This window comes from Mesorhizobium sp. M00.F.Ca.ET.216.01.1.1, from assembly GCF_004010325.2.
In the GTDB taxonomy this organism is placed as follows: Bacteria; Pseudomonadota; Alphaproteobacteria; order Rhizobiales; family Rhizobiaceae; genus Mesorhizobium.
Map to the genome: position 1 here is coordinate 1 of NZ_SADR02000049.1, position 22,302 is coordinate 22,302.

A 22,302-nucleotide genomic window follows, 5' to 3' on the forward strand; every position below is an offset into this window, starting at 1 on the left:
CAGACAGCGGATGCGCCACCCGCCACCCCTCCCGGTCATCCTCGATCAGGGCGAAATGGTCCAGCAACAGCCGCAGACGCGGCTTCTCGGCAGTCTCAGGCATGGCGGTGCTCTCCGAATCAACGCCACCAACAGAATCAGAACCGTCGCAATCCCGAAACCGCCGTTAACCCGAGTTCAATGCCGTGGGGTACGACAGCGCCCAAATTGACACAACCCTCACTCTCGGCCATCCTTATGGCCGGCTGCCTGTTGTGCGGCTCAGAGTGCAAGAGTGAGTCATGGCCAGTCCCGTCACCAGCCAGAATTCCAAGCGCGCCGCGGTGCGCAAGGCGCTCGACCGTCACAAGGTCTTCATCACCGCGCAACGCTTTTCCGGCGGCGTCTACTCTGCGCGCGTGCTGGTCGACGGCGAGGCCTACTGGGTCGACGAATTCCGGCTCAGCCAGCTCCAGCAGGGCCTTTCGCCGGCCGAGCTTGAACTGACGCCGGCCGCCGACGATTGAGCCGCATGACCTGCATCCCTTCGTCATCCCAGGGCGGAGCAGGAGCGAGGTTCGGAACGCTGGAGGGACAGCACCCCCCTCTGTCCTGTCGGACATCTCCCCCGCAAGGAGGGAGATCGGCTGTCGCCGCTGGTTTCGCCAATCGCGAAGGTCGCAAAGGAAGCGCTGTCGCCGAAGCTGCTAATCTCCTCCCTTGCGGGGGAGATGGCCGGCAGGCCAGAGGGGGGTGCGAAGAAACTCGACGGAGGGTGCTCGGTTCTGGACCGCTGCGCCTTTCGGCAAATGGCACGGTTTGGATCGCCTAGCCCATGCCAGCTCCTTCCAAACTCAGGGCCTATCGCGCCAAGCGCGAATTCACGAAGACGCCGGAACCCGTTGGCGGGCTGGTTGCCGGTGAAGGCAACCGCTACGTCGTCCATAAGCATCACGCCACCGCCGACCACTACGATCTGCGCCTGCAGGTCGGCGACGTGCTGAAAAGCTGGGCGGTGCCTCGCGGTCCGTCGCTCAACCCCGCCGACAAAAGGCTGGCGGTCGAGACCGAGGACCACCCGCTCGAATATATCGACTTCGAGGGCGTCATTCCCGAGGGCGAATATGGCGGCGGGCCGATGATCGTCTGGGACACTGGCGTCTGGGCGCCAATGGACGATGTCGAGAAGAGCCTGCGCACCGGTTCCTTCAAGTTCCGCCTCGCCGGCGAGAAGCTCAACGGCGGCTGGATGCTGACCAGGCTGAAGCCGAGGCCAGGCGAGGATGAGGGCAAGAAGAACTGGCTGCTGTTCAAGGAGCGTGATCTCGCCGCCGACGCCAAGCTCGACATATTGGAAGCCCGGCCGGAAAGCGTCAAATCCGGCAGGCGCATCGAGGATCTGGTCGAAGCCCCGAAGCCGGCCGCCAAACCTGCCAGGCCGGTGGTGCTGAAGCCCGGCGCTTTGCCGGGCGCGGTCAAGGCGCCGGCGCCCGCCCGCATCGAACCGCAGCTGGCGACCGCGGTCGCCAGGCCGCCCCATGGCGAGGACACCAGGGAGGCCTGGCTGCACGAGATAAAATTCGACGGCTATCGCACCATGGCGCATCTGGCCGACGGCGCGGTCAAGCTGATCACCCGCGCCGGCCTCGACTGGACCAGGCGCTATGGCGACCTGCCGCTCGCCTTCGCCAGGCTGCCCTGCCGCGATGCGGTCATCGACGGCGAGGTCGTCGCGCTCGACGCCAAGGGCATCAGCCGCTTTGCGCTGCTGCAGAATGCGCTGGCCGAGGGTGCCGGCAACAAGCTGCACTTCTACGCCTTCGATCTCTTGCATCTCGACGGCTGGGACCTGAGGAAAGCGCCGCTCGGCCGGCGCAAGGCGCTGCTTGCGCAACTGCTGTCCGGTCTCGGCGCCAACTCCGCCATCCAGTTCAGCGACCATGTCGAAGGCGACGGCCAGGCGCTCTACGACCACGCCGCGGAACTGGGCCTGGAAGGCGTCGTCTCCAAGCGCGCGACGGCAGTTTACCAGAGCGGCCGCACCAAAACCTGGACCAAGACCAAGGCGCTTCAGACCGGCGACTTCGTCATAGCCGGCTACACCGTCTCCGACGCTGCCGAGGGGCTCGCCGCACTCGGCCTCGGCGAATTCGAGGACGGCGAGCTGCACTATCGCGGCAAGGTCGGCACCGGCTTCGATGCCGAAACATCAGGTGGGTTGCTGGCGCGGCTGGAGCCGCTGCGCGCCGGCGCGTCTGCACCCGAAGGGGTTCCGCGCGAGATCATGCGCGAGATGAAATGGGTGCGGCCGCTGCTCTCGGCCCATATCCATTATGCCAACCGCACCACCGACAATGCGCTGCGCCATGCGGTGTTTCGCGGCCTGCGCGATGTCGGCCTGTCGACGCCGGTGTCGGCCAGGCGCAAGCGGCTGATTTCGGAAGCCGACCTTGCCACCATCTGGGTGACCAACCCGACGCGGCGGCTGTTCGGCAAGACCGGTCCGACCAAGCTCGACATCGCCGTCTATTATGCGCTGGTCGGCGATTTCATGCTGCCGCATATCCTTGGCCGCCCGGTGTCGCTGGTGCGCTGCCCGACCGGCCGGCCGCAGGACTGCTTCTTCCAGCGCCATGCCTTCACCGGCATGCCGGCGTCCGTGGCGACCTTCGAGGCGACCAATTCCGAAGGTGAGACCAAATCCTATCTGTCGGTCGAGGATGCCAAGGGCTATCTGGCGCTGGCGCAGTTCGGTGTCGTCGAGTTCCATACCTGGGGTACCCATCGCACGCGGCTCGACAAGCCCGATCTGATCGTTTTCGACCTCGATCCGGGCGAGGGCATTGCCTGGCGCGAGGTGGTCGAGGCGGCGGTGCATATCAAGGGCGAGCTCGAGGCGCTGGGGCTGGTGCCGTTCGCCAAAACCTCGGGCGGCAAGGGCATCCACATCACCGTGCCGGTGACGCAGAAACAGAACTGGAAGAAGCTGCATCAGGCGACCAGCGCGATTTCCACGCATCTTGCCTCAACCGTGCCCGACACCTTCACCACCACCATGGGCAAGGACAACCGCAAGCGGCGCATCTTCATCGATTATCACCGCAATGCGCGCGGCCACACCTCGGCCGCGCCCTATTCGCTGCGCGCCCGCACCAATTTGCCGGCCTCGACCCCGGTGAGCTGGACCGATCTGGAATCCATCGACGCTCCCCAGGATTTGAATTACTCGTCGCTGCCGGGACTGCTGGCGACCTCCGGCGATCCCTGGGCCGAGATGGAAGATTTCGCCAGGGATTTGCCGATGCTATCGGAGGCGAGGAAGTAAGCATAGCGGGGCATATCGATGGCGCAGGTTCCTCAGCTTCGTCATCCTGGGGTCTGCGCCGCGTCGCTTCGCTCCTTGCTCCTTCCCAGGATGACGACTGGATGGGCGTCGACGCTCCGAACAATTTGAACTATTCTGCGCCTTGGGACCCCTCAACCGACCTGGAACATTTCGCTAGGAATTTGCCGGTATTATAAGGGGTCGGGATGTAGGTTTTGCGCAGCGCCGCGCGTCCTTGGGACGAATGAACGCTGCGAACAGTTCGACAGCACACGGCCGCGTAGGAGTATTTCATGGCGCCCAGGGCAAGTTGGAAAGGTTACCTCAAGCTCAGCCTCGTCAGCTGTCCAGTCCGGCTATATCCGGCGACGAGCGCCAGCGAGCGCATCACGTTCAACCAGCTTCACAAGAAGACGCACAATCGCATCAACATGAAGCCGGTCGATCCCGAGCTCGGGCTGGTCGAGCGATCGGACCTGGTCAAGGGCTACGAATACGAGGACAAGCAGTACATCATCATCGATGATGCCGACCTCGAGGCGGTGAGGATCGAATCCAACCACACGATGAACATCGAGGCCTTCGTCGACGACCATTCGGTCGACGTCATCTACCAGGACGCGCCCTACTACCTGGCGCCGGATGGCGCCATGGCGGAGGAAACCTTCGTCGTGCTGCGCGAAGCGATGCGCAAGTCCGGCAAGCTGGCGATCGCCCGCCTGGTGCTGTCCAGCCGCGAGCGTGTGGTGACGATCGGCGCGCGCGAGAACGGCATGTTCGTCTGCACGCTGAGGAACCCGAACGAGGTGCGCGGCACGGCTGAATATTTCGGCAACATTCCGGCCGGCAAGCCCGACCCGGAAATGCTGGAGCTCGCTGAAGCGCTGATCAAGCAGAAGGAAACCACCTTCGATCCGAAGAATTACGAGGACCGCTACGAGATCGCGCTGATGGCGATGATCCGCCAGAAGCTGAAGGGTCACAAGCCGATCATTGCGGCCGCACCCGAGCGCGGCAATGTCATCAATCTGATGGATGCGCTGAAGGCCAGCCTGTCGCAATCGGCCAAGCCGCCGGCCAAGTCGAAGAGTAAGGCCGATGAGGGTGCCAAGCCGGCGGCCAAGGCCAAGGGCGGCGCCAAGGAAAACCAGCTCAAGGCCGATCTGCTAAAGGCCGTCGGCAAGAGCAAAGGGTGACAGCGCCCATCGGTATAGTACCCCCCGGCAGCGTCTTCGGCACCATCGGCGCGCTGGCGGCGTTCCCGCTCAGGCTGGCGGCGCGCGAGGTCGAACGCCAGCAGGGCCAGTTACGTCGCGGCGTCACCCGGCGCACCAGCCATGTCGTGTTCGGCCGCACGTTTCTCGCCAAGGCAGGCGATGCCGAGATCGAGCGCCTCGTTGCCGCCGAACGAGCTGCCGGGCGCACGCTGGTCAGCGAGAACGGATTCCTGCGCCTGCTCGGGCTGATCAAGGCGCCGGAGGCCTCGGCGCTGTCCAGGCAATCGCTTATCGACCAGTCACGGCTGGTCGCCGCCGATCTCGATTTGTTGTCGCTGTTCGACGCCTTCGAGCACGACGCCGAGCCCTATTCCTTTCGCGACCTGATCCTCGCCCGCAAATATGCCGGGCTGATTGCCGGCGGCGCCTCATGGGGCGCGATCGCGCGCTCCGTGCACCGCTCCGGCCCGGTCGCCTCGCTCACCGCCAAGTCGCTCAATGTCGGCTCGCAGCATGGCCGGCCCGATACGATCTACCTCGATGACGGCCGCAGCGAGCTCGACGGCCAGTTGCTGTTCGATCTGCCCAATTCGGGAGGCGACGACACGCTGGAAGAACTGTTCGCCGGGGCCGAAGCAGCGGAAGAGGAGGGCGATCACGATCAGGCGGCCGCGCTCTACCAGCGCTGCCTGGCGATTGATCCGGGCGATGCCATCGCCGCCTTCAACCGCGCCAACTGCCTGCGCGCCGCCGGCCGTCCCGCAGAGGCGGCGCACGATTATGCCCGCGCCATCAAGCTCGACCCCGCTTTCGTCGAGGCATGGTTCAACCTCGCCGGGCTGATGAGCGAGGAGGGCCGCGACGCCTCGGCGCGCCGGCATCTGCAGAAGGCGATCGCGCTCGATGCAAATTATGCCGATGCTGTGTTCAACCTCGCCCGGCTGGAATTCGACGCCGGCAACCTGGCCGAAGCACGCCGCCGCTGGGCGCGCTACCTCGAGCTCGACGCCGACTCCGAATGGGCCCGCACCGCCGCGCGGGGCATCCAGTTTGTCGATTTGCAGCTGGCGCAGAAGTCGGCGGGGTGATGATGATTGGCGAAGGCCGTCGCGACATCCAATCTCCCCCCTTGTGGGGGAGATGCCAAGTTTTGGCAAAGAGGGCAGGACAGAGGGGGGCGCTGTCCCGCCGATGCATCGGCCCGTTTCAGACCGTCTCGTCCCGGAAAGATTTGACCGAAGGCCGGCGATCCTTCGCGCCCCCCTCTGCCCTGCCGGGCATCTCCCCCACAAGGGGGGAGATCGGCAGCTTCGCCGTCGCGCGGAAGGTCGCATCATGACCACCTTCCTCTTCGACGGCCCCGAAACTGCCCCCGTCACCATCCTGTTCGCCCACGGCGCCGGGGCGCCAATGGACTCGGCCTCGATGACCGCGACCGCGAAGGCGCTCGCCGCCGCCGGCTTCCGGGTCGCGCGCTTCGAATTCCACTACATGGCCGCCCGCCGCTACGGTCACCGCAAGCCGCCGCCGCGCGCCGAGACGGTGAACCCGGAGTATATCAAGGCCGTCGCCGATCTCAGGGCAAAGGGCATAACCGGCCCGCTCATCATCGGCGGCAAGTCGATGGGCGGGCGCGTCGCCTCGATGGTGGCCGACGAACTGTTCGCCAAGGGCGAAATCTCAGGGCTGCTCTGCCTCGGCTACCCCTTTCATCCGCCGGCGAAGCCGACGCAGTTGCGCACCAAGCATCTGGCAGCCCTCAAGACGCCGACGCTGATCTGTCAGGGCACGCGCGACGAGTTCGGCACCAGGGACGAGATTGCGACTTACACGCTGTCCGACACAATCGAAATCCTCTGGCTGGAGGATGGCGACCACGACCTCAAGCCGCGCAAGAGCATCTCCGGCTTCTCCGCCGCCGATCACCTGAAGACGATTGCCGAAGCGGTAAAGGCGTGGACGGTCCGGATCGCTGCCTGACGCGATGAAGATCGCCACCTTCAACGTCAACAATATCAACAGCCGGCTGCCAAACCTGCTCGCCTGGCTGGCCGTCGCAAAACCCGAAATCGTCTGCCTGCAGGAACTCAAGGCACGCGACACGCAGTTTCCGCGCACGGCCCTTGCGTCAGCCGGCTACGGCGCGGTGTGGCGCGGCGAGCCGACCTGGAACGGCGTCGCCATACTCGCGCGTGGTTCTGACCCTGTCTTGACCAGCGACGCGCTGCCCGGCGACGAGGCCGACCGGCAGGCGCGCTACATCGAGGCGGCGGTCGCCGGCATCGTCGTCGCCTGCCTCTATGCGCCGAACGGCAACCCGCAGCCCGGCCCGAAGTTCCAGTACAAGCTGGCCTGGCACGAACGGCTGGAGGCGCATGCCGCCGCGCTGTTCGACACCGGGATTCCGGTGGTGATGGCCGGCGACTACAACATCGTGCCAGAGCCGCGCGACATCTATCCGACGCGCTCCTATGACGACAACGCACTGGTGCAGCCGGAGAGCCGGGCGTCGTTCCAGCGGCTACTCGACCAGGGCTGGACCGATGCGCTGCGCAAGGCCCACCCAAAGGAGACGCTCTATACATTCTGGGATTATCGCCGCAACCGCTGGCAGCGCGACGCCGGCCTGCGCCTCGACCACATACTGCTGTCGAAGAAGCTTTCCCGCCGACTTTCGGGCGCCGGCATCGACCGCGCCATACGCGGCGAGGACAATGCCAGCGACCATGCCCCGGTGTGGGCGGAGTTGCGGTGAGGGCGGAGGGCCAATCTCCCCCTTGCGAGGGAAATGTCGGGCAGGACAGGGGGTGAAGGATGGCTCATCCCGGCCACCCAGAAGCAATCTGAAAACAATTGAGCGCAACTGAAACCCAAATTGAGACACAACTGAAACACACCGGCGCCACAGGCGACATCCGGGCGAAACGCTTTGGGGGGATGGTCGAGCCTCACCCGCAAAACCCAGGAGGATCGCCGATGACACCCGACCAGATTCGACTTGTCCAGGATAGTTTTCACGAGGTTATCCCGATACGCGTGGCCGCCGCCGCTCTGTTCTATGAACGCCTGTTCGCGATCGACACGAATCTTCGCGCTCTGTTTCTGGCCAGCGACATGCCCAATCAAGGCGCAAAGCTGATGAAGAGTCTGGGCTTCGTCGTGCACGGACTGGATCGTGCCGACACCATCCTCCCGGCCGTGCGCGAGCTCGCCAAGCGTCACGTGGCCTACGGTGTCAAGGAGCATCATTACCCGATCGTCGGGCAAGCGCTCATCGACACGCTGGCGGCCGGCCTTGGCTCGGCCTTTACGCCGGCGGTCCGCGAGGCTTGGGAGGCAGCCTACGCGTTGCTCGCCAGTGTGATGATCTCGGCTGCCGGCGAGGATCAGCTCGCAGCATGACTTGAGGATGCAGCCGAAGGCGACCATCCACCCGGACGACAATTCCAAATAACTAAAATAACTAAACGGAGGAGAACATGATGTTCAGATACACAATCCTTACGGCGCTTTGCGTTGCGGCAAGTTCCGCTTCTGCCGGCGACCTCACGGCCCTGCAGGGTGGGACCGTCGATCTCGGCAGCTTCCACGGCGTCGTCTATTACACGGAGGCGAATGGCGGCTATCGGGTAGTCACCACGATGGCGGCGGGCGAAGAAGGTTTGCCCGTGCGCTTGGTCACGACCCTCACCGAAGGCCAGGCGTTCGTGGTCTCGGTCCCGGGCGACACGGAAGGGCTCAGCCAGGCTGTCGAAATCTCGCGCGCCGAAGGCAAGCTCGTTGTCGCGAAGGTGGAATCCACCCAGTAAACGGCTCGCCCCGCCGACTGAATTGCGGCTTGCCGCAGTGTTGGCGTCCGGCAGCATGAGGCCGGTTGCCGGGCTGCCCTGAGCTCGTGCTTGGCGCACACATCGCGTGCCGCGTTGGCTAGAAGGACTCACGCGCCGCGCGCGCATCTTGGCTATCGTCGAGCTTGCCGATCAGCTCGCCGTGAGGCGAGATAAGTTCACGCGCTGTATCGACATCTCCGCGCTTTCGAAGACAGCGAGCAAGTTCAACTGCTATTCGGAGTTGGCCAATCGCGGAACGCTGCAGGGTGGCGACATTCGCGGCCTTGTGCAGCATTCGCTCGATCTCGTCAGGTCCGCCACCGCTCCTCTCGCGGATACAGGCTTCGATCCTGAGGACTTCGGCGAGCTGGAAATAAGTTCCGTTGGAGCGGCCCAGCTCGAGCGCAGCTTCAACCGACTTCCGAGCGGCGTCCAACCTGCCGCTGTCGCCCAGCGCTTCGGCGTACAGGCCTATGAGATAGGGTAGCCCCATTTCAGCGCCGGTCCGGCGAATGGCAGATATGGCTTCCTCCATGCCGCGCAGGCCTGTCTCCCGTTCTCCAAGCCGGAATTGCCCCCATCCAACCTGGAACGCGGCCTGGCCGATAATGAGCGGCAGCTGGAACTTCTCTGCGATCTGCAGCTCGCTTTCCGCCGCCCGAAGCGCGGCCTCAGGGTCACCTGCGAACATGTGGAGATAGCTCGTGCCCCAATACGCAAGCGCCATGCTCAGCGGATGCTCGAGACGTTCGGCAAGTCCCATTGCATCCTGGCACCGTAGCCTTGCCTTATCCGGCTCGCCGGCCAGCCAGGCTGATAATCCCGCGAAGCAGCGGCAGCAGACACCCGGGTCATGACCGGAGTACTTGTAGGTCAGGTAATGATCGCGGTCGGGGTCGTAGAGGCCGATGGCGCGTTCCGCATGGCCATAGGCGGCCGCCGTCTCCCCAAGGAAGAAATTGTTGGTCCAGAACATGTGCTCGGTTTCGATCACGAGACCGGGATCGCTGTCCTCCCTGACCATGCCAGCCCATCGGCAAGCCAGCTCCTGCGCCGCTGCCGGCTTGCCGCTGAGCATGTAATATTGTGCTCTGCCGCGCAGTGCCGTGAACAGACGCGCCTGGTCGCCGATCTTGTCGCAAAGTTGCTCGGCACGCTCGAACGCGGCGAGCACTTCGGTCGCACCCCAACCGCGAGCGGCCATGAGGGCGACGCCCCTCGCGAGCTGGAACTCGATCTCTTGCTCGTCGGCGTCGGCGACGTCGTTGTTCCTCAGCAGCCAGACCCCAAGGTCCAGCTGCTCAAGGGCGGTGGCATGCGCCGACCGCCTGATCGCCTTGTGCGCCGAGATCAGAAGGTAGCCGACGGCTTCGGCCCAGAGGTGAGCCTGTTGCGCGTGTCTGGCCAGGCGCTCGCTGTGCTCCTCGAGCCGATCCGCGAAATAGGCCTTCAGTTCGGCGAGCGCAGTCTTGTGAAGCTCGACGAGCGCCGACGATACGATACGTCCTGACACAGCAGTTCGGATGAGGACGTGCTTGAAGCGGACGAAAGCCTCGGGAAAAACCTGAAGCTCCACCAGGAGATCGGCCTTCTTCAAATTCTGCAGGGCGGCATCGAAGCGTAGGCTCGACAGCGCCGCCATCCTTCGTAGCAAGAGCACCGGAATCTCTCCGCCGAAGATCGAGGCGACCTCGGCCAGCCGCTTCGCATCCTTGTCGAGACGTTCGAAGCGCGCATCGATGATCGTCTGGATACTCTCCGCAACGACGATCTCGTCGACATCGCCCGAAGCCCGGTAGCGGCCCGGCTGCCCTTCCAGCTTGCCGGTCTCGGCGAGGACGTGGACGGTCTCCTCCAGGAACAATGCATTGCCTTTGCATGCATCCGAGACTGCGCCGCGGAGACGCTCGAGCTCAGGGTCGTTGCCGACCAACTGGTCAAGAAGTGCTGCCGCTTCGGCGGTGTTGAACGCCGGCAGGCGGATTTCGGAAGCCCCTGCGGCGGCGAAGACACTGCGATCGTATTCAGGTCGACAGGTCAGGATGAGCAGGCAGCGAACACTGGGAACTGCCTGCGCCAGCCGCACCAGGACCCCCTCACTCTCGGCGTCTATCCAATGGAGGTCCTCGACCAGGAGAACGACGGGCTTCCTGCGACCAAGGAACAATAAAAGCCCAACCGCTGCCTCCTGCATACGCCGAGACCGCTCCTGGCCGGAAATAATGGCCCAACTCGAGCTCTGAACGGGCAGTTCCATGATTGCCATGATCGGATCGAGGAGCCGCTCGTCGAAGCCTCGCGCGCTTTGCGCGGCCAGCACCTTTTCGATCGCGATTGCCGGCGCTTCGGTGTCGCCCACGCCGAACAGAGCTTGCAGCAGTTTCCGAATCACGACGAAGCCGCTGCGCAGGTCCGTTTCCAGCGCGCCGACTTCGAGGTTCTCCGCGTCATCATGGGGGATGGCGCCGACGAATTCATGTGTGACGCGCGACTTGCCGATACCGGGATCGCCGACCACGAAAACCGTCTGGCCTTCGCCGTCGGACGTGTCATGCCAGGCCTTGTTCAAAATTTGCAGCTGCATCTCGCGGCCGACAAAGGGCGACAGCTGGGTTTCGGCGCGCAACTGCCAGCGCGAGCGGCCCCGCCTGATCTCGGTCACTTCAAAGAGCCTTTGGTCCTTCGGGTATTCCGACAGAAGTGGTACTGCCAGCGCTTGCATGCTGACGAAGCCGCCAGCCGATGCCTGGGTCCTGGCGGTTGCCACGACGAGATCGCGCCCCAGCGCTTGGCTCAGCGTGTGGGCCACCGACACCGGTCCGCCGCGCACCTCCGAAGCCTGATCGCGTGCCGGGCCGACAATCACGATGCCTGTGTCGAGTGCAGCACGGACGCCGGCTATCCAATCGGCGTGGCCGAGCGCAAGCTCGCGCAGCGCGAGCGCGGTCCGGCAGGCAAGGGCAGCATGTCCTTCGAGCGGCTCAGGCGCGCCAAACGACGCGACGAGCTCGTTCTCGGAAATCGTCAGCACTGTTCCTCCGTTGTCGCGCACAAGTGCGGTGGCCTTCGTGAGGAAGGGATCGACCCGCTCCAGCGCGACCTCGGGAGGCAGGCTTTCCATCACCCGTTCCACGTATCGGAAATCGGCGCACAGGATCGTTGCCTGTCGCCGGGTCCTCGGATCGACCGCGACTGCCGTTCGCGCCTGAAGCGCTTCGTTCGCAAATGCCGACGCCTCGAGGAGGAAGTCGCGGAACGCGGGTTCCTCGGCAAGCAGGATGTGATTGGCGCTGTCCAGTTCGACGAACTGCGCACCGGCGATCGTTCGCGCGAGCTCCAGACCTTCCGAGAGGGGTGCGACCCGGTCGCCATTGGCATGCAGGACGAGCGCCGGCACATGCAGCCGCTCAAGCGATCGCGAGATGTCAATGTCGGCGAAGGCAAAGCTCAACCGCGATGCATTCTCCGGCGTGAGCGTCCGGCGCTGCAACTCATTGAACCAATCCATCTGCACGCGATCGGCGCCCGGTATGAACAGGCTGGTGAACATTTGGCGGAACAATGGATCGTCCTGGCCCCAACCCTGGCGCATCAGCTCAGAGATCGCTTCGCGCCTGACAATCTCCGCCTCATTCCCGCGCGCTCGCCATCCGCGGACGTATCCTCCCCAAATCAGGAGACCTGCGACCTTCTCGGGATGGCGAATGGCATATTCGACCGAGAGAGCGCAGCCTTGCGATATTCCAAGCAGGACGAAACGGTCGAGGCCCACGGCCTCTACGACGCATTCGAGATCGTTCACGAATGCGTCGAAAGAAACATCCTCGCAAACTGTGTCGGAAAGGCCGTTCAGGCGCCCGTCATAGCGTACAAGCGTGAAGCCACCGGACAGGCCATCGATCCAATGTCCCCAAACCGGACTTTCCCAATCGAAGTCGAGATGGGACATCCAGTGCGAGGCGCGCACGATCGCTGGCCCGGATCCGCTGATGGCATAGGCGATCCGGGTGCCATCGCGGGCATTGACGTAGCGTATCTGCTGCTTGCCTGACGAAACCTTCGGCGAAGGCGACAGCATGGGGCCGCGCGCAGGCTGCGGCACCGGAGGTTCGGGGGCAGGCCGGCTAACAGCCGTCGTGGCAGTTCCGATCGGGCGAGCGGCGACGGTCAGACGAGCCAGATCGTTAATGCGGGCGATCTCGTCTGCGAGGTCATTGTCCGGAAGAAGTGATTGCAGCGTGTGCAGGTGGGCAAGCGCCCGCTCAGGCTCGTCGCCAAGGCGACCGATGAGGGCGCGCAGCGCCTTGAGACGCAGGATCTCGGTCTCATTCGAACAATAGACGCGCCAGGCTTCGAACGCCTGGCAGCGCGGCAGATAGAGGTCCGACAAGAACGGGCCGGCGAAAGCCGCAGCGATCGCTTCCAGACGCTCGGTAGGCAGCGAACCAACCGCATCGGCCGACAGGCCCCTGATCAGGTCGTAGTCGAGCCAGATCGCCCCCGGCTTCAGTTGAACCACGTTGCGGTCGGCCATAAGCCGTGTCTCGCCGTCGGCGTTCAGAATCTGGCGCAGCTTCGAGAGGCTCCAACGCAGCGCGCCCCTGGGATCATCAGGGACGTCCCAGAACATCTCGCAAAGCCGCTCGCGGCGCTGCTGCTTTTGGTGCACGGCCAGATAGGCGAGTAACGCCCGCGTCTTGCGCGATTGCGTCAGCGTCACGGGCTCGCCGTCACAGCGAACCGTGAAGTCGCCGAGAACCCTCACTTCGAATGCCGAGCTCAATCCGGTTTGTCCTAACCGTATGGTCGGACTTACATTAGCATCTTATGGTCGGCCTTACATTAGCGACGAAGCGTTGGAGCGACGAAGCGTTTGGGTCCGCGCCATCCTAAGGCGGCGGGTGTCTTCACGCCCGCCGCCGCCTTCGGCCCGAACTCGGTCACCGGATCTCGGTTCTGCGAGCGATCTCGGAAAGGCGCCTGAAGTTGACCACCCGGTCGAGGTGCTCCCGCACCGCCTTGAGCGGCGGGCCCTTGCGGATGTCCTTCCACAGAGTGGACTGCGGGGTTGCATAAATACCGAACGAGAGGTTCATGACTGGTTCCCTAAGGTTGGCAGCGGACCATTCCGCTCGCTCCCTCGGACATGCCGTCCTCCCCGTAGGAGACAGCGTGTGGAAGAGCGTGGAAAATGCGGAGCTGCCCGGCTGCTCGTTGGCTAACTATTTGTTTTTGCGCAATTCCGGACGGAAAGCCGTTGCACACTTTCTTGGAATCGCTTCAGTCGAGCGGCACCGTGTAGGTCGTTGCCGTGCCGGACAGGCAAATCTCGCCTGCCGAGTTTGCGACGGTCGTTGACAGCGTGCAGATGGGCTTGTCCTCTCGCACGGTGAGCACCTCGGCGCGCGCGACGATCTCTTCGCCGATACCGACGGCCTTGAGGAACTTCCACTCGACGCCAAGAAAGACGCTGCCGGGTCCTGGCAAGTCCTCGGCCACCAGAGCGTTGAGAAGGCCCGAAGTGACACCGCCCTGAACGATGAGACGGCCGAATACGGTGCGGGCGGACAGGACCTCATCGTAGTGGAGTGGATTCCTGTCGCCGGTCATGTCGCTGAACGCGATGACGTCGCTAGCCCGAGTGACGCGCCTTCGCTCCGCACTGGCCCCGACTTCCGGTTTTCCGAATCGGATTCCAGACCATCCGGATTGTTTGGTTGTTTGCATTGCCTTGCTCCGTGGTTTGCCTGTCAGATTGCCTGTGCCTGCGAGGCCCATAGCCCTTGCGGGGTCGGCGGAACCTCGCGATCGCGCGCCGCCCGGTCCAGGAGCACTGCGACTTCGGATTTCATCGCCTCGCTGAAGCGCTTGTGGCGTTCAGGCAACTCTTCAAGGGACCAATCGAAGGCACTGATGGCGTCCGTGGTCTCGAGGATGGGCCGTGCGAGGTCGTCGCGTTCTTCCTGGAACTCCCGCAATGCGGACTCGCGACGTGAAATATGTGAAAGGATCGCCGTCGCCGCCCCTTCGGCATCGCGCAGGGCGTCGGAAATACCATGCGAGGTAAGCGGATCGCGGAAGAAGCCGGCATCGCCGACCAGCATCCAGCCGGGGCCGTATGCCTGCCGCAATCGTCCAGGCGTGCCGCGAAAGGCTTTCAGACGCTTGCCACCGTTGCCAAAGGCTCCACCGTTACCGAAGACCAGGGACCCCAATCTGGGCTCCAGCGCTGCCAGGGCAAGCTGTGCGGCGGAAAGATCGAAACGGAACTCCTTGTCGAACCGCTCGGTCGGAACGGAGGCGACGACGCAGGCAAGCCCGTCATTCGTCGGGATCACGCCGCCGGATAGGTTCCGGCCGAAATACCAGTGATACCCCGACAGCGCCGGCGCGGCGATGTAGCTGAAGACATGCGCCACCGAGCACCGCCCTTGCACCAGCGTCCGTGCCTCGACCTTGCGCGCGACAAACGAGCCGAGCCCATCTGTTCCAACCACGAGGTCGGCGCGTACCTCGCGAGTTTGGCCGGCGGCATCCCTCAACGCGACGCCCCTTACACGGCCATGTGAGTCGAACACGAGATCATGGACCGGAGTGTCGTGCAAAATCGTGGCGCCGGCGGCTCGAGCCGCGTCGACCAGCATGCGGTCAAGCACCGTGCGGCGTGGCGCGATCAGCCCCGGAATGTCTGGCTCGGGCCGGATGGGTACCGTGACCTCCTGCTCGCCATAGTGAAATGTGGTGGATTTGATCACCGGCGCGCCGCTTTGGATCAACGGTTGGAGCAGGCCCCAGCGCGAGAGCTGCACGACGGCTGGCCGCATCAGAGCGTGAGTGGACAGCGTGTCGGATCCATAGGACTGGCGGTCGACTGCGAGCACCCGCAATCCCGCCCGGGAGAGCAGCATTGCCGTCGAGGCTCCGGCGCAGCGCGCGCCGACGATGATGACGTCGTAGTGAGAATGTGCGGGGTAGTGGGAATGTGCGGGGACGATGTTGGAAAGCATCGCGATCTCCTCACGCAGCCTTGAGGCCGCTCTGACCGAGATAGTCCGAGACATGGGCGGCGATCGCTTGCGCGTCCGCTCCGACGCCTCCGATGAAGTTGGAATCGCGCTTGCGCAGAAAGCGGAAGCCAAGCGCGTAGAGGCCGGCGACGGTTGTTATCCCGTCCTTGTGGGCCAGCTCGCCATCGGCGGTGAAGGCCGGTAGCTTCAGCCATGAAAACGAGCGGCTGTAGCCGGTTGCCCATATGATGGTGTCGACGATGCCGTTCGCGAACGACAGGCGCTTGCGGCAGGTCGTCGGCACCTTGACCGGCGCAGGGCCGTGGCCCGTGGACCTATGGCCTGCGAACTGGTCGATCTGGCGAAGGAGCCGCTGCTGCTTCGCATCCGCCGCCGTGATGCTCTCTTCGAGGTCATCGGCAAAGCCAATTGCCCGGTTCGAGATGCGGGTCAGCCGCCCGGTGAGTTCGACCCCGATGCCCTGAAGGGTCGCCAGATCGACATTGGAGCAATCCGCCCGACCGGCCAGTTGAAGCGAAGGCTGTCGTCTGGCGCTGTCGGGATTTGCAAGATCGTCCAGCTGCTGGGACATGAATCCCATCTGGTAAAGCCACCAGAAGATATCCTTGTCTCGCCAGATCCGTGGCAAACGCGTGTGCTTGCCGACGGACAGGATTACGCGCCTGCCGCTGCGTCGCAGCTCGTCGGCAATCTGGACGCCCGACGACGATGCGCCGACTACCAGCACGCCGCCCGCCGCAAGCTCGTCGGGACTTCGGTACTGCGAAGCATGGATGCTGGCCGGTTGATCCGCGCCGGTCTGCGGCAGCAAGGGCATGCTTGGCACGTCGCAATGGCCGGTTGCCACAACGACGACTCTCGCCGACCAGTCGCCGGCGGTCGTCCGCAGCCTGAAGCCTTTGCCATCCTGTTCGCAGGACAAGACATCGACGTACGGGTGCACCGGCGCCTGCGATCGATGGGCATAGCCAACCAGGGTTTCCACAAACGCGTCGCGGCTCATGTAGCCGTCGGGTTCGGGGCCACAATAGGGGGAGCCTGGCAGCGCGTTCAGCCAATTGGGCGTCAAAAGGCGAAGCGAACGCCATGTCGAGGACCGCCACCGTTCGCCAATGCGCCCGCGCTCCAGAACGATATGCGAGGTCCCGCGTTTTCGAAGGCAATGGCTCAAGGCGATGCCTGCCTGGCCAGCGCCGACAATGACCACGTCAGCCTGTTCCATGTTGTTTCCATCAGTTTTGCAGGACGACGGTTCAGACGTCAGTCCGAACCGTCTTTCCGGGTGGATCATTGGCCGGGTGGATCACGGCCGGGTGGATCACTGTATGGTTTTGACACCGACCGAAACGGAGACACCGTTGGTCAGCACGTCGAAAACCGCCGACCGTGCTCGTGCCTGCTCGACCAGTTGCTGAAGCTTCTCGGACGGCGCATCGCCCTCGATGTCGAAAGCCACCGCGATGTTCTGAAAGCCGTTTCGGACCTCGTCGGTAATGCCGAGGATGCCGCGCAGATCGATGTCGCCGTCGACCGAGCAGCGCACCTTGGTCAGCTTGATGCCGCGCGCCGCGGCGATGTTGGCGACGCCCGCCATCAGGCAGCTGGCCAACGCATGCAGCAGCCATTCGACCGGGGTGGGGCCGTGATCGGCGCCGCACAGCACGGCCGGGTGGTCGCTGTCGGCGTAATAGGCTTTGGCATGCTTCTGTTCCTGGCCGGCGCCGTGGAAACCGAGCATGACGCTCTTGCTGTGGGTGCCTTCGACCCACTCGTTGTGGGCGCGGAACTGGAACTTGGCCAGTTCAGGCTGGCCGGCGACAAAGTTGATCGTTGCCAGAAGATTCGGCGTGTCGACGCCGTTCAACGGGGGCCTCGAGGCCTTGGCTGTGTGTTGCATCGTCTTCTCCCAAGAATAGTGCGGCGAATTTGCCGGACCGCTGCCTTGTGACGGCGCTGCGTGTGAACGAGAGTGGTTGCGTTCGTGGAATTTACCTTGATCCACGTGCTTCCACGCGACGACCCGGACTTTCTGCGAGAACCGAGAGCCTTGTTCGAAGCGTCAAAACCTCGGCGAGGTGATCGCCGGGGATTGCCCGGTCGATTAATTCTTGTGCTGAAGGCCGGCGTTCCACTTCGGGGCAACCTGTGGCGCCCATAGAGCCGAGCCTGTTCAGGTCGGGTCAACGCGGATCGGCATCATTGGCGTTCAAACGATCGCTTTGAACGCCGTTAAACCGGACCAATGTGAGGTAATCGATCTCCGAGCGGCCGATGCCGATGTCCTTGAGCAGATAGTCGGGCATTTCGTGGAGCGCGGCTCTCTGGCTGCGCAACTTTAATGCACGGAAGGCCAGGCGGATCGCGGATTTGGCGAAGCCGATAGCGTCGGGCCTGTCTCTCGAGGCGGAATAGTTTGCGTGCTCGATCGTGGTCATTTTTGTCTCCATCTTCGCGACGCGACCATTCGCGCCGTCGATGGGGGGAGATTGCGACAGGATCAGGGGAGTGAGCGTTTGATCCTGCGTCGAATTTTGGGTCGACTGGCGGGTTTCGGACACGTCCGTTCATTCGGGTAGGCTCTGATGACCTTCAAGCGAAGGACGCGCCCCAGAGCAGGGTGCGGGTTTCACCGCGGCTCTCGCTGCGTTTCGCTGCCGGCCTTGGTTTCGGCGACGCCGCCCGAACGCAGTGCTTCACGCGCGGCGTCGTCACGGCGGACCCGCTCGTCGGACAACAGCACGACCGGGCATGAGCATCCGAGCAGCACCCCGGTCGTCGTCTCGCCGAAAAGCAGCTCATCGCCCGGCCGCCGCGCCACGCCCATGACGATCATCGCCACGTTCTTGCCGGCCTCCCGGCAGATCGCGTCGGCGGCGGCGCCCTTGCCGCGGATCGATGTCCTGACATCGACATTGTAGCGTTCGGCCAGCGCCACGATGTCCTTCAGCACCGCCTCCTTGCGCCGGCGCGACATCATCCCCTGGCTTTCGTCGCGGCTGCTGCGTGCCACGTAGAGGACCCTGACCCGGGAGCCGGTGACGGCGGCGACCGCCAGCGCCAGCTCGGCGCCGCGGCGCGCCACCGCGGTGCCGTTCACCGGCACCAGGATCCTGCCGGCATCGGCGTCGAGGCTCGGCACCTGTCTGCCGCCCCCGGCCCGTTTCAAGACCAGGCAGAGCGGGCCGTCGAAGGCGCCGGCAATGTCGTTGAGGCGCCTGGTGAAGCCGCTCCTGGCGGTGAGCGAGCGCCCAAGGCCGATCAGCAGCAGCCCATAGCCCTTGCGCGCTTCTTCGGCGACGGTTTGCGGCGAAACCAGAACGTTCTCGCGCCGGGTCACCCGGCTCTTGCCGACCCCGGCGTCGTCCATACCTTTCGCCGCCTCGGCGCTCTCCCTGGCGCCTTTCTCGATCTCCTGCAGGTGTGGCTCGAAACGTACGCGCGGCTCGGTGGTGTCGTCTTCGCCCGCATGCAGCACCGTCGTCGGCTTGCCGCGGCCGATCACGCCGGCCAGATAGGAGGCGAACCTGCCGATGACGCCGTCGTCGACCACCACCAGCAGCCGCTCCAGATTGGCGACGAAGCCGCGCTGGTCGAACTCCTCGCGCTCCAGCCGCTTGCTCTCCGCCTCGCCCATCGGCAGGCGGCCGAGCGCCCAGCGCAGCATCGGCGGCATGGCAAGCGTGGTGATGACGGCCATGGTGACGATCATGGTGTAGAGATTGTGGGACAGCACGTTTATCGACAGGCCGATGCTGGCGACGATGACCTCGGTGGAGCCGCGCGCATTCATGCCGCTGCCGACGGCGATGGCTTCGCGCCAGGACATGCCCGCCGCCTTGCCGCCGATGAAGGCGCCGCCGAACTTGCCGACGCTGGCGATGACGACAAGCGCGATGGTGAGCAGCGCAAGCGTCGGGTCGACAAGCACGGTGAGGTTGGCGGAAAGCCCGGCCACGCCGAAGAACACCGGCATGAACAGCGCCGTGATGACGCCGCGCAACTGGCCCTGGATGTGACCGGACAGGATCGGCGATTCGCCGACCAGTAAGCCGGCGACGAAGGCGCCCAGCACCGTGTGGACGCCGATCAGGTCGGTGATCAGCGCCATCGTTCCCATGATGACGAGGATGACGGTGATGACGGCGTATTCGCTGCGGAACGTGTCGTTGGCCCAGCGGATGGCATCGAAGACGATGCCGCGGCCAAGCGTGAAGGAAAACAGCATGAATGCCGCGACGCCGGCCAGCGTGAAGGCCAGGTGGCGGATCTCGATCCTGCCCTGGGTGGCGATGCCGATGGTGATGGCGATGATGACCCAGCCGAGCGTATCCTCGATGATCGCCGACGACACGATGATCTGGCCGAGGTTGCGGCGCATGAAGTTCATTTCGCGCACCACCATGGCGACGATCTTGACCGAGGAGATCGATAGCGCGGTGCCGAGGAAGAGACCGGCGACGGTGCGCTGGCCGGCGCCGGCAAGCAGGCTCGCCGGCAGGAACTGCGCCGTCGCGAAGCCGCAGACGAAGGGAATGGCGACGCCTGCCGCCGAGATTGAGAAGCAGGCCGCGCCCACCTTGCGCACCAGCCTCAGGTCGGTCTCCATTCCGGTCAGCAGCAGCAGCAGAAGGATGCCGAGCTGCGCCACCGCGTTGATCATGTCCTTTTGGACGGCGTCGTTGGAGAAGAGCATGTGCTGCGCCGACGGCCACAGCCAGCCGAACAGCGAGGGCCCGAGCAGGATGCCGGCGAGCAGCTGGCCCATGACCGCGGGCTGGCCGAGGCGCTCGAGCGCCTCGCCCAGGCCGCGCCCGACCACCAGCAGTAACACCAGCTCGGCGATGAACATGCCTTCGCTCGATGTCGCCGCCTTCGCATCGGCTGACCAGGCCAGCGCCGGCAAGAGAAGCACCGCCAGCGCGATTGCCGCGGCCGCATCACGCAGCTTGAACCGGGTCTGGAAAATCTCGCGCCTCCGCTCGCCAGTCGCGTCAGCCATAACGGTCTCAGGGCGCATGGGTTGCAGGGTCAAGGGGGCGGGAAGCAGATGCGCCGCGACAGGCGCATCGGTGCCGCTCGTCGAAGCTGCAATGCCACGGAACGGGAAGCCGCCGGTCCGCGTTCCATCTGCAGAGGCATTAAGCATACCATGACTCGACCCGAGATCGTGAAGCCTGCGGAGGAGGCCCCGGCGCCTCGCGTTTCCGATGCCTTCGCCAGCCGACTGACCTCGTCCGAATTGGTTAGCACCCTGTCGCACTTCCATCGCGCCGAGATTGCCCGCATGGCCGGTTGGCGCGACAGGATTGATCGCACCAGCAACTGGGCGATCACCGTGGTCGCCGCCATGCTGTCGGTGTCGCTGTCGACTGCCAGCGCCCATCATGGCGTGCTGTTGTTCGCCATGCTGCTGATCACCTTGCTTCTGTGGATAGAGGCGCGGCGCTACCGCTTTTTCGACGTCTACAGGGCTCGGGTGCGTCAGTTCGAGCGCTATTATTTCGCCCAAATATTCTCGCCGCAGCCCGACTTCGCCTCCAACTGGCTGGCCATCCTCGGCGAAGGGTTGCGGGCGCCACGCTTCCTGATATCGCAGCGCGCGGCGCTCGTGCGCCGGTTACGCCGCAACTACATCTTCATGTACATGATCTTGTTGCTGGCCTGGGTGCTGAAGATCTCGACGCCCGGCCTGCAGCATGAGGGGGTCGGCATCGGCATCGTCGGCTCGATGCGCGATGCGATCATCGCCGCTGCGCTCGGCCCGCTGCCGGGCACCGTCGTCGTCATCCTGGTCCTGGTCTTTTATGCCGGTCTTTTCGTGGCGGCCTTCCTTGCCGCTGACGACGAAGGCGAGCTCTCGCATGGCGACGTGCATGTCTGAGGTTTTCGGTAAGCGCGTCGCGTCTAAAAGGATTCATGCGACGCGCTTTAAATTATTGTTTTTGCGCGTGTCGTTGTCCCAAAACCGCTGCGCACTTTTGGGCGACGCGCTCCAGTAGCTCCACGGCATGGCCGCGCAGCCGGGGCCTCGACCTGCTCAAGGCAGCTGCCCGCCCGTTTGACCACCATGACAAGTACTGGCCGCCATAACAAATACTTGTGGCGGCCTGCAGCAAAAAGCCCGCTGTCCCTGCGGGGCAGCGGGCCTTTTCAACAGGGCCAAACGGGTGAGGGGGATAGTCTACCCGCCCGACCCTGCTGGTTTGCCGCGACCCAGGCATTTACAGCCCCCATGCCTTGCTCGCCGAGGATGCCAAGACCGCGCTACAACCGCCAGTATGCCAGTTTTTTACGTCGAGTGCTATTAAGTTGTTAACAAACGGTTAATGCGGTGTCAGGATTTTCGGAAGCTATATAGCGCGTGGCGCCACCGTGGATACCATGCCGACCCGTTTGCCGGCTGATTGTACCGCGAGCGGCAAGAGGCGCGTTTATCCTGAGGGGGAATAGGCGCGCCTTTTCGTTTGTGAGGGCCGCACAGCCCGGCAAGGCTAGGCGCCGACGCCGGAGCTGCCAATCTCCCGGGGGAGATGCCAAGTTTTGGCAAAGAGGGCAGGACAGAGGGGGGCGCGAAGGATCGCGGCCTTTCGGCTTAACTCAAGCGAACCGGAACCTATCTGAGCTATCGCTATGGCTGAGAGGCTGGCGGGACAGCGCCCCCCTCTGTCCTGCCGGACATCTCCCCCACTTTGGGGCAGGGCTATCGCATATGATGATCGCATTGATGAGATAGTCGTCATTCCAGGCGCATTTCTTGATGCGATGGCTGATGGGAACTTTGGCGGTATCGGCGGCCTGGAGGATGTTTCTGGCGAGGCGATTGAGAAGGGCTGTGTTGGCGGGAGCATTGTCCTTGCGGGCACGGCTGAGGTCCTCATCGAGATGGACATCGAGCATCCAATGCAGGCCGTTCTCGATCTGCC

General features: G+C 64.1%; 17 protein-coding genes and 1 pseudogene. 9 read left to right on the plus strand and 9 right to left on the minus strand.

Features of this window, described 5'->3' with window-relative positions:
• Positions 1–281 precede the first annotated feature (281 nt).
• The 8 genes from EN859_RS33770 to EN859_RS33815 all read left to right on the plus strand — a co-directional run bounded on the left by EN859_RS33770 (position 282) and on the right by EN859_RS33815 (position 8,330).
• Positions 282–506, plus strand: coding sequence for a hypothetical protein (locus EN859_RS33770; RefSeq protein WP_127856928.1), 225 nt, complete (start codon positions 282–284; stop codon positions 504–506).
• 308 nt (positions 507–814) lie between these two features.
• Positions 815–3,304 carry a DNA ligase D gene (gene ligD, locus EN859_RS33780; RefSeq protein ID WP_127856929.1) on the plus strand — a complete coding sequence of 830 codons (2,490 nt, stop codon included), beginning with the start codon at positions 815–817 and terminating at the stop codon, positions 3,302–3,304.
• A gap of 293 nt (positions 3,305–3,597) precedes the next feature.
• Positions 3,598–4,500, plus strand: coding sequence for a Ku protein (locus EN859_RS33785; RefSeq protein ID WP_127856930.1), 903 nt, complete (start codon positions 3,598–3,600; stop codon positions 4,498–4,500).
• On the plus strand, positions 4,497–5,609 hold the full coding sequence (locus EN859_RS33790) for a tetratricopeptide repeat protein (RefSeq protein WP_127856931.1): 1,113 nt from the start codon (positions 4,497–4,499) through the stop codon (positions 5,607–5,609). The genes EN859_RS33785 and EN859_RS33790 overlap by 4 nt, the downstream gene beginning before the upstream one ends.
• 247 nt (positions 5,610–5,856) lie before the next feature.
• Positions 5,857–6,501, plus strand: a complete 645-nt coding sequence (locus EN859_RS33800) for an alpha/beta fold hydrolase (protein ID WP_127856933.1) — start codon at positions 5,857–5,859, stop codon at positions 6,499–6,501.
• 4 nt (positions 6,502–6,505) lie between these two features.
• Entirely contained in the window at positions 6,506–7,276 is a 771-nt protein-coding gene (gene xth, locus EN859_RS33805; protein ID WP_127856934.1) for an exodeoxyribonuclease III, read from the plus strand.
• 221 nt (positions 7,277–7,497) lie between these two features.
• A complete protein-coding gene (locus EN859_RS33810) occupies positions 7,498–7,923 on the plus strand; it encodes a globin family protein (protein WP_127856944.1) in 426 nt (141 codons plus the stop codon).
• A gap of 80 nt (positions 7,924–8,003) precedes the next feature.
• Positions 8,004–8,330, plus strand: a complete 327-nt coding sequence (locus tag EN859_RS33815; protein ID WP_127856935.1) for a hypothetical protein — start codon at positions 8,004–8,006, stop codon at positions 8,328–8,330.
• A 118-nt stretch (positions 8,331–8,448) separates the two neighbouring features.
• Here the strand turns inward: EN859_RS33815 and EN859_RS33820 are convergent, their stop codons facing one another.
• The 8 genes from EN859_RS33820 to EN859_RS33850 all read right to left on the minus strand — a co-directional run bounded on the left by EN859_RS33820 (position 8,449) and on the right by EN859_RS33850 (position 20,378).
• Positions 8,449–13,134, minus strand: a complete 4,686-nt coding sequence (locus EN859_RS33820; protein WP_127856936.1) for an alpha/beta fold hydrolase — start codon at positions 13,132–13,134, stop codon at positions 8,449–8,451.
• 157 nt (positions 13,135–13,291) lie between these two features.
• Positions 13,292–13,447 carry a hypothetical protein gene (locus EN859_RS38425; protein ID WP_189502430.1) on the minus strand — a complete coding sequence of 52 codons (156 nt, stop codon included), beginning with the start codon at positions 13,445–13,447 and terminating at the stop codon, positions 13,292–13,294.
• Between the two features lie 184 nt (positions 13,448–13,631).
• Positions 13,632–14,129, minus strand: a complete 498-nt coding sequence (locus EN859_RS33825) for a MaoC family dehydratase (RefSeq protein ID WP_348632965.1) — start codon at positions 14,127–14,129, stop codon at positions 13,632–13,634.
• Positions 14,102–15,358, minus strand: coding sequence for an NAD(P)/FAD-dependent oxidoreductase (locus EN859_RS33830; RefSeq protein ID WP_127856938.1), 1,257 nt, complete (start codon positions 15,356–15,358; stop codon positions 14,102–14,104). Before EN859_RS33830 ends, EN859_RS33825 begins: the two co-directional genes overlap by 28 nt.
• A 10-nt stretch (positions 15,359–15,368) precedes the next feature.
• Positions 15,369–16,601, minus strand: a complete 1,233-nt coding sequence (locus EN859_RS33835; RefSeq protein ID WP_127856939.1) for an NAD(P)/FAD-dependent oxidoreductase — start codon at positions 16,599–16,601, stop codon at positions 15,369–15,371.
• Positions 16,602–16,697: 96 nt separating this feature from the next.
• Complete coding sequence (locus EN859_RS33840) at positions 16,698–17,276, minus strand: OsmC family protein (protein ID WP_127856940.1); 579 nt, start codon at positions 17,274–17,276, stop codon at positions 16,698–16,700.
• 283 nt (positions 17,277–17,559) lie between these two features.
• Positions 17,560–17,937, minus strand: a complete 378-nt coding sequence (locus EN859_RS33845; RefSeq protein WP_127856941.1) for a DUF1127 domain-containing protein — start codon at positions 17,935–17,937, stop codon at positions 17,560–17,562.
• A 68-nt stretch (positions 17,938–18,005) separates the two neighbouring features.
• Complete coding sequence (locus EN859_RS33850) at positions 18,006–20,378, minus strand: cation:proton antiporter (protein WP_127856942.1); 2,373 nt, start codon at positions 20,376–20,378, stop codon at positions 18,006–18,008.
• 150 nt (positions 20,379–20,528) lie between these two features.
• Here EN859_RS33850 and EN859_RS33855 point away from each other — a divergent pair, with 150 nt between their 5' ends.
• The gene (locus EN859_RS33855; RefSeq protein ID WP_127856943.1) at positions 20,529–21,260 is read left to right on the plus strand and encodes a DUF2270 domain-containing protein; all 732 of its coding nucleotides are present in this window, start codon (positions 20,529–20,531) and stop codon (positions 21,258–21,260) included.
• 911 nt (positions 21,261–22,171) lie between these two features.
• Here the strand turns inward: EN859_RS33855 and EN859_RS33860 are convergent.
• Positions 22,172–22,302 (minus strand): annotated as a pseudogene (locus EN859_RS33860) (ISAs1 family transposase); the annotation flags it as partial.

What these genes read in the sequence shown, in the direction of transcription:
- EN859_RS33770 (WP_127856928.1), top strand. Translation starts at nt 282, where the DNA reads ATGGCCAGTCCCGTCACCAGCCAGAATTCCAAGCGCGCCGCGGTGCGC.
- ligD (WP_127856929.1), top strand. Translation starts at nt 815, where the DNA reads ATGCCAGCTCCTTCCAAACTCAGGGCCTATCGCGCCAAGCGCGAATTC.
- EN859_RS33785 (WP_127856930.1), top strand. Translation starts at nt 3,598, where the DNA reads ATGGCGCCCAGGGCAAGTTGGAAAGGTTACCTCAAGCTCAGCCTCGTC.
- EN859_RS33800 (WP_127856933.1), top strand. Translation starts at nt 5,857, where the DNA reads ATGACCACCTTCCTCTTCGACGGCCCCGAAACTGCCCCCGTCACCATC.
- xth (WP_127856934.1), top strand. Translation starts at nt 6,506, where the DNA reads ATGAAGATCGCCACCTTCAACGTCAACAATATCAACAGCCGGCTGCCA.
- EN859_RS33810 (WP_127856944.1), top strand. Translation starts at nt 7,498, where the DNA reads ATGACACCCGACCAGATTCGACTTGTCCAGGATAGTTTTCACGAGGTT.
- EN859_RS33815 (WP_127856935.1), top strand. Translation starts at nt 8,004, where the DNA reads ATGTTCAGATACACAATCCTTACGGCGCTTTGCGTTGCGGCAAGTTCC.
- EN859_RS38425 (WP_189502430.1), bottom strand. Translation starts at nt 13,447, where the DNA reads ATGAACCTCTCGTTCGGTATTTATGCAACCCCGCAGTCCACTCTGTGG.
- EN859_RS33825 (WP_348632965.1), bottom strand. Translation starts at nt 14,129, where the DNA reads ATGGGCCTCGCAGGCACAGGCAATCTGACAGGCAAACCACGGAGCAAG.
- EN859_RS33830 (WP_127856938.1), bottom strand. Translation starts at nt 15,358, where the DNA reads ATGCTTTCCAACATCGTCCCCGCACATTCCCACTACCCCGCACATTCT.
- EN859_RS33835 (WP_127856939.1), bottom strand. Translation starts at nt 16,601, where the DNA reads ATGGAACAGGCTGACGTGGTCATTGTCGGCGCTGGCCAGGCAGGCATC.
- EN859_RS33840 (WP_127856940.1), bottom strand. Translation starts at nt 17,276, where the DNA reads ATGCAACACACAGCCAAGGCCTCGAGGCCCCCGTTGAACGGCGTCGAC.
- EN859_RS33850 (WP_127856942.1), bottom strand. Translation starts at nt 20,378, where the DNA reads ATGGCTGACGCGACTGGCGAGCGGAGGCGCGAGATTTTCCAGACCCGG.
- EN859_RS33855 (WP_127856943.1), top strand. Translation starts at nt 20,529, where the DNA reads ATGACTCGACCCGAGATCGTGAAGCCTGCGGAGGAGGCCCCGGCGCCT.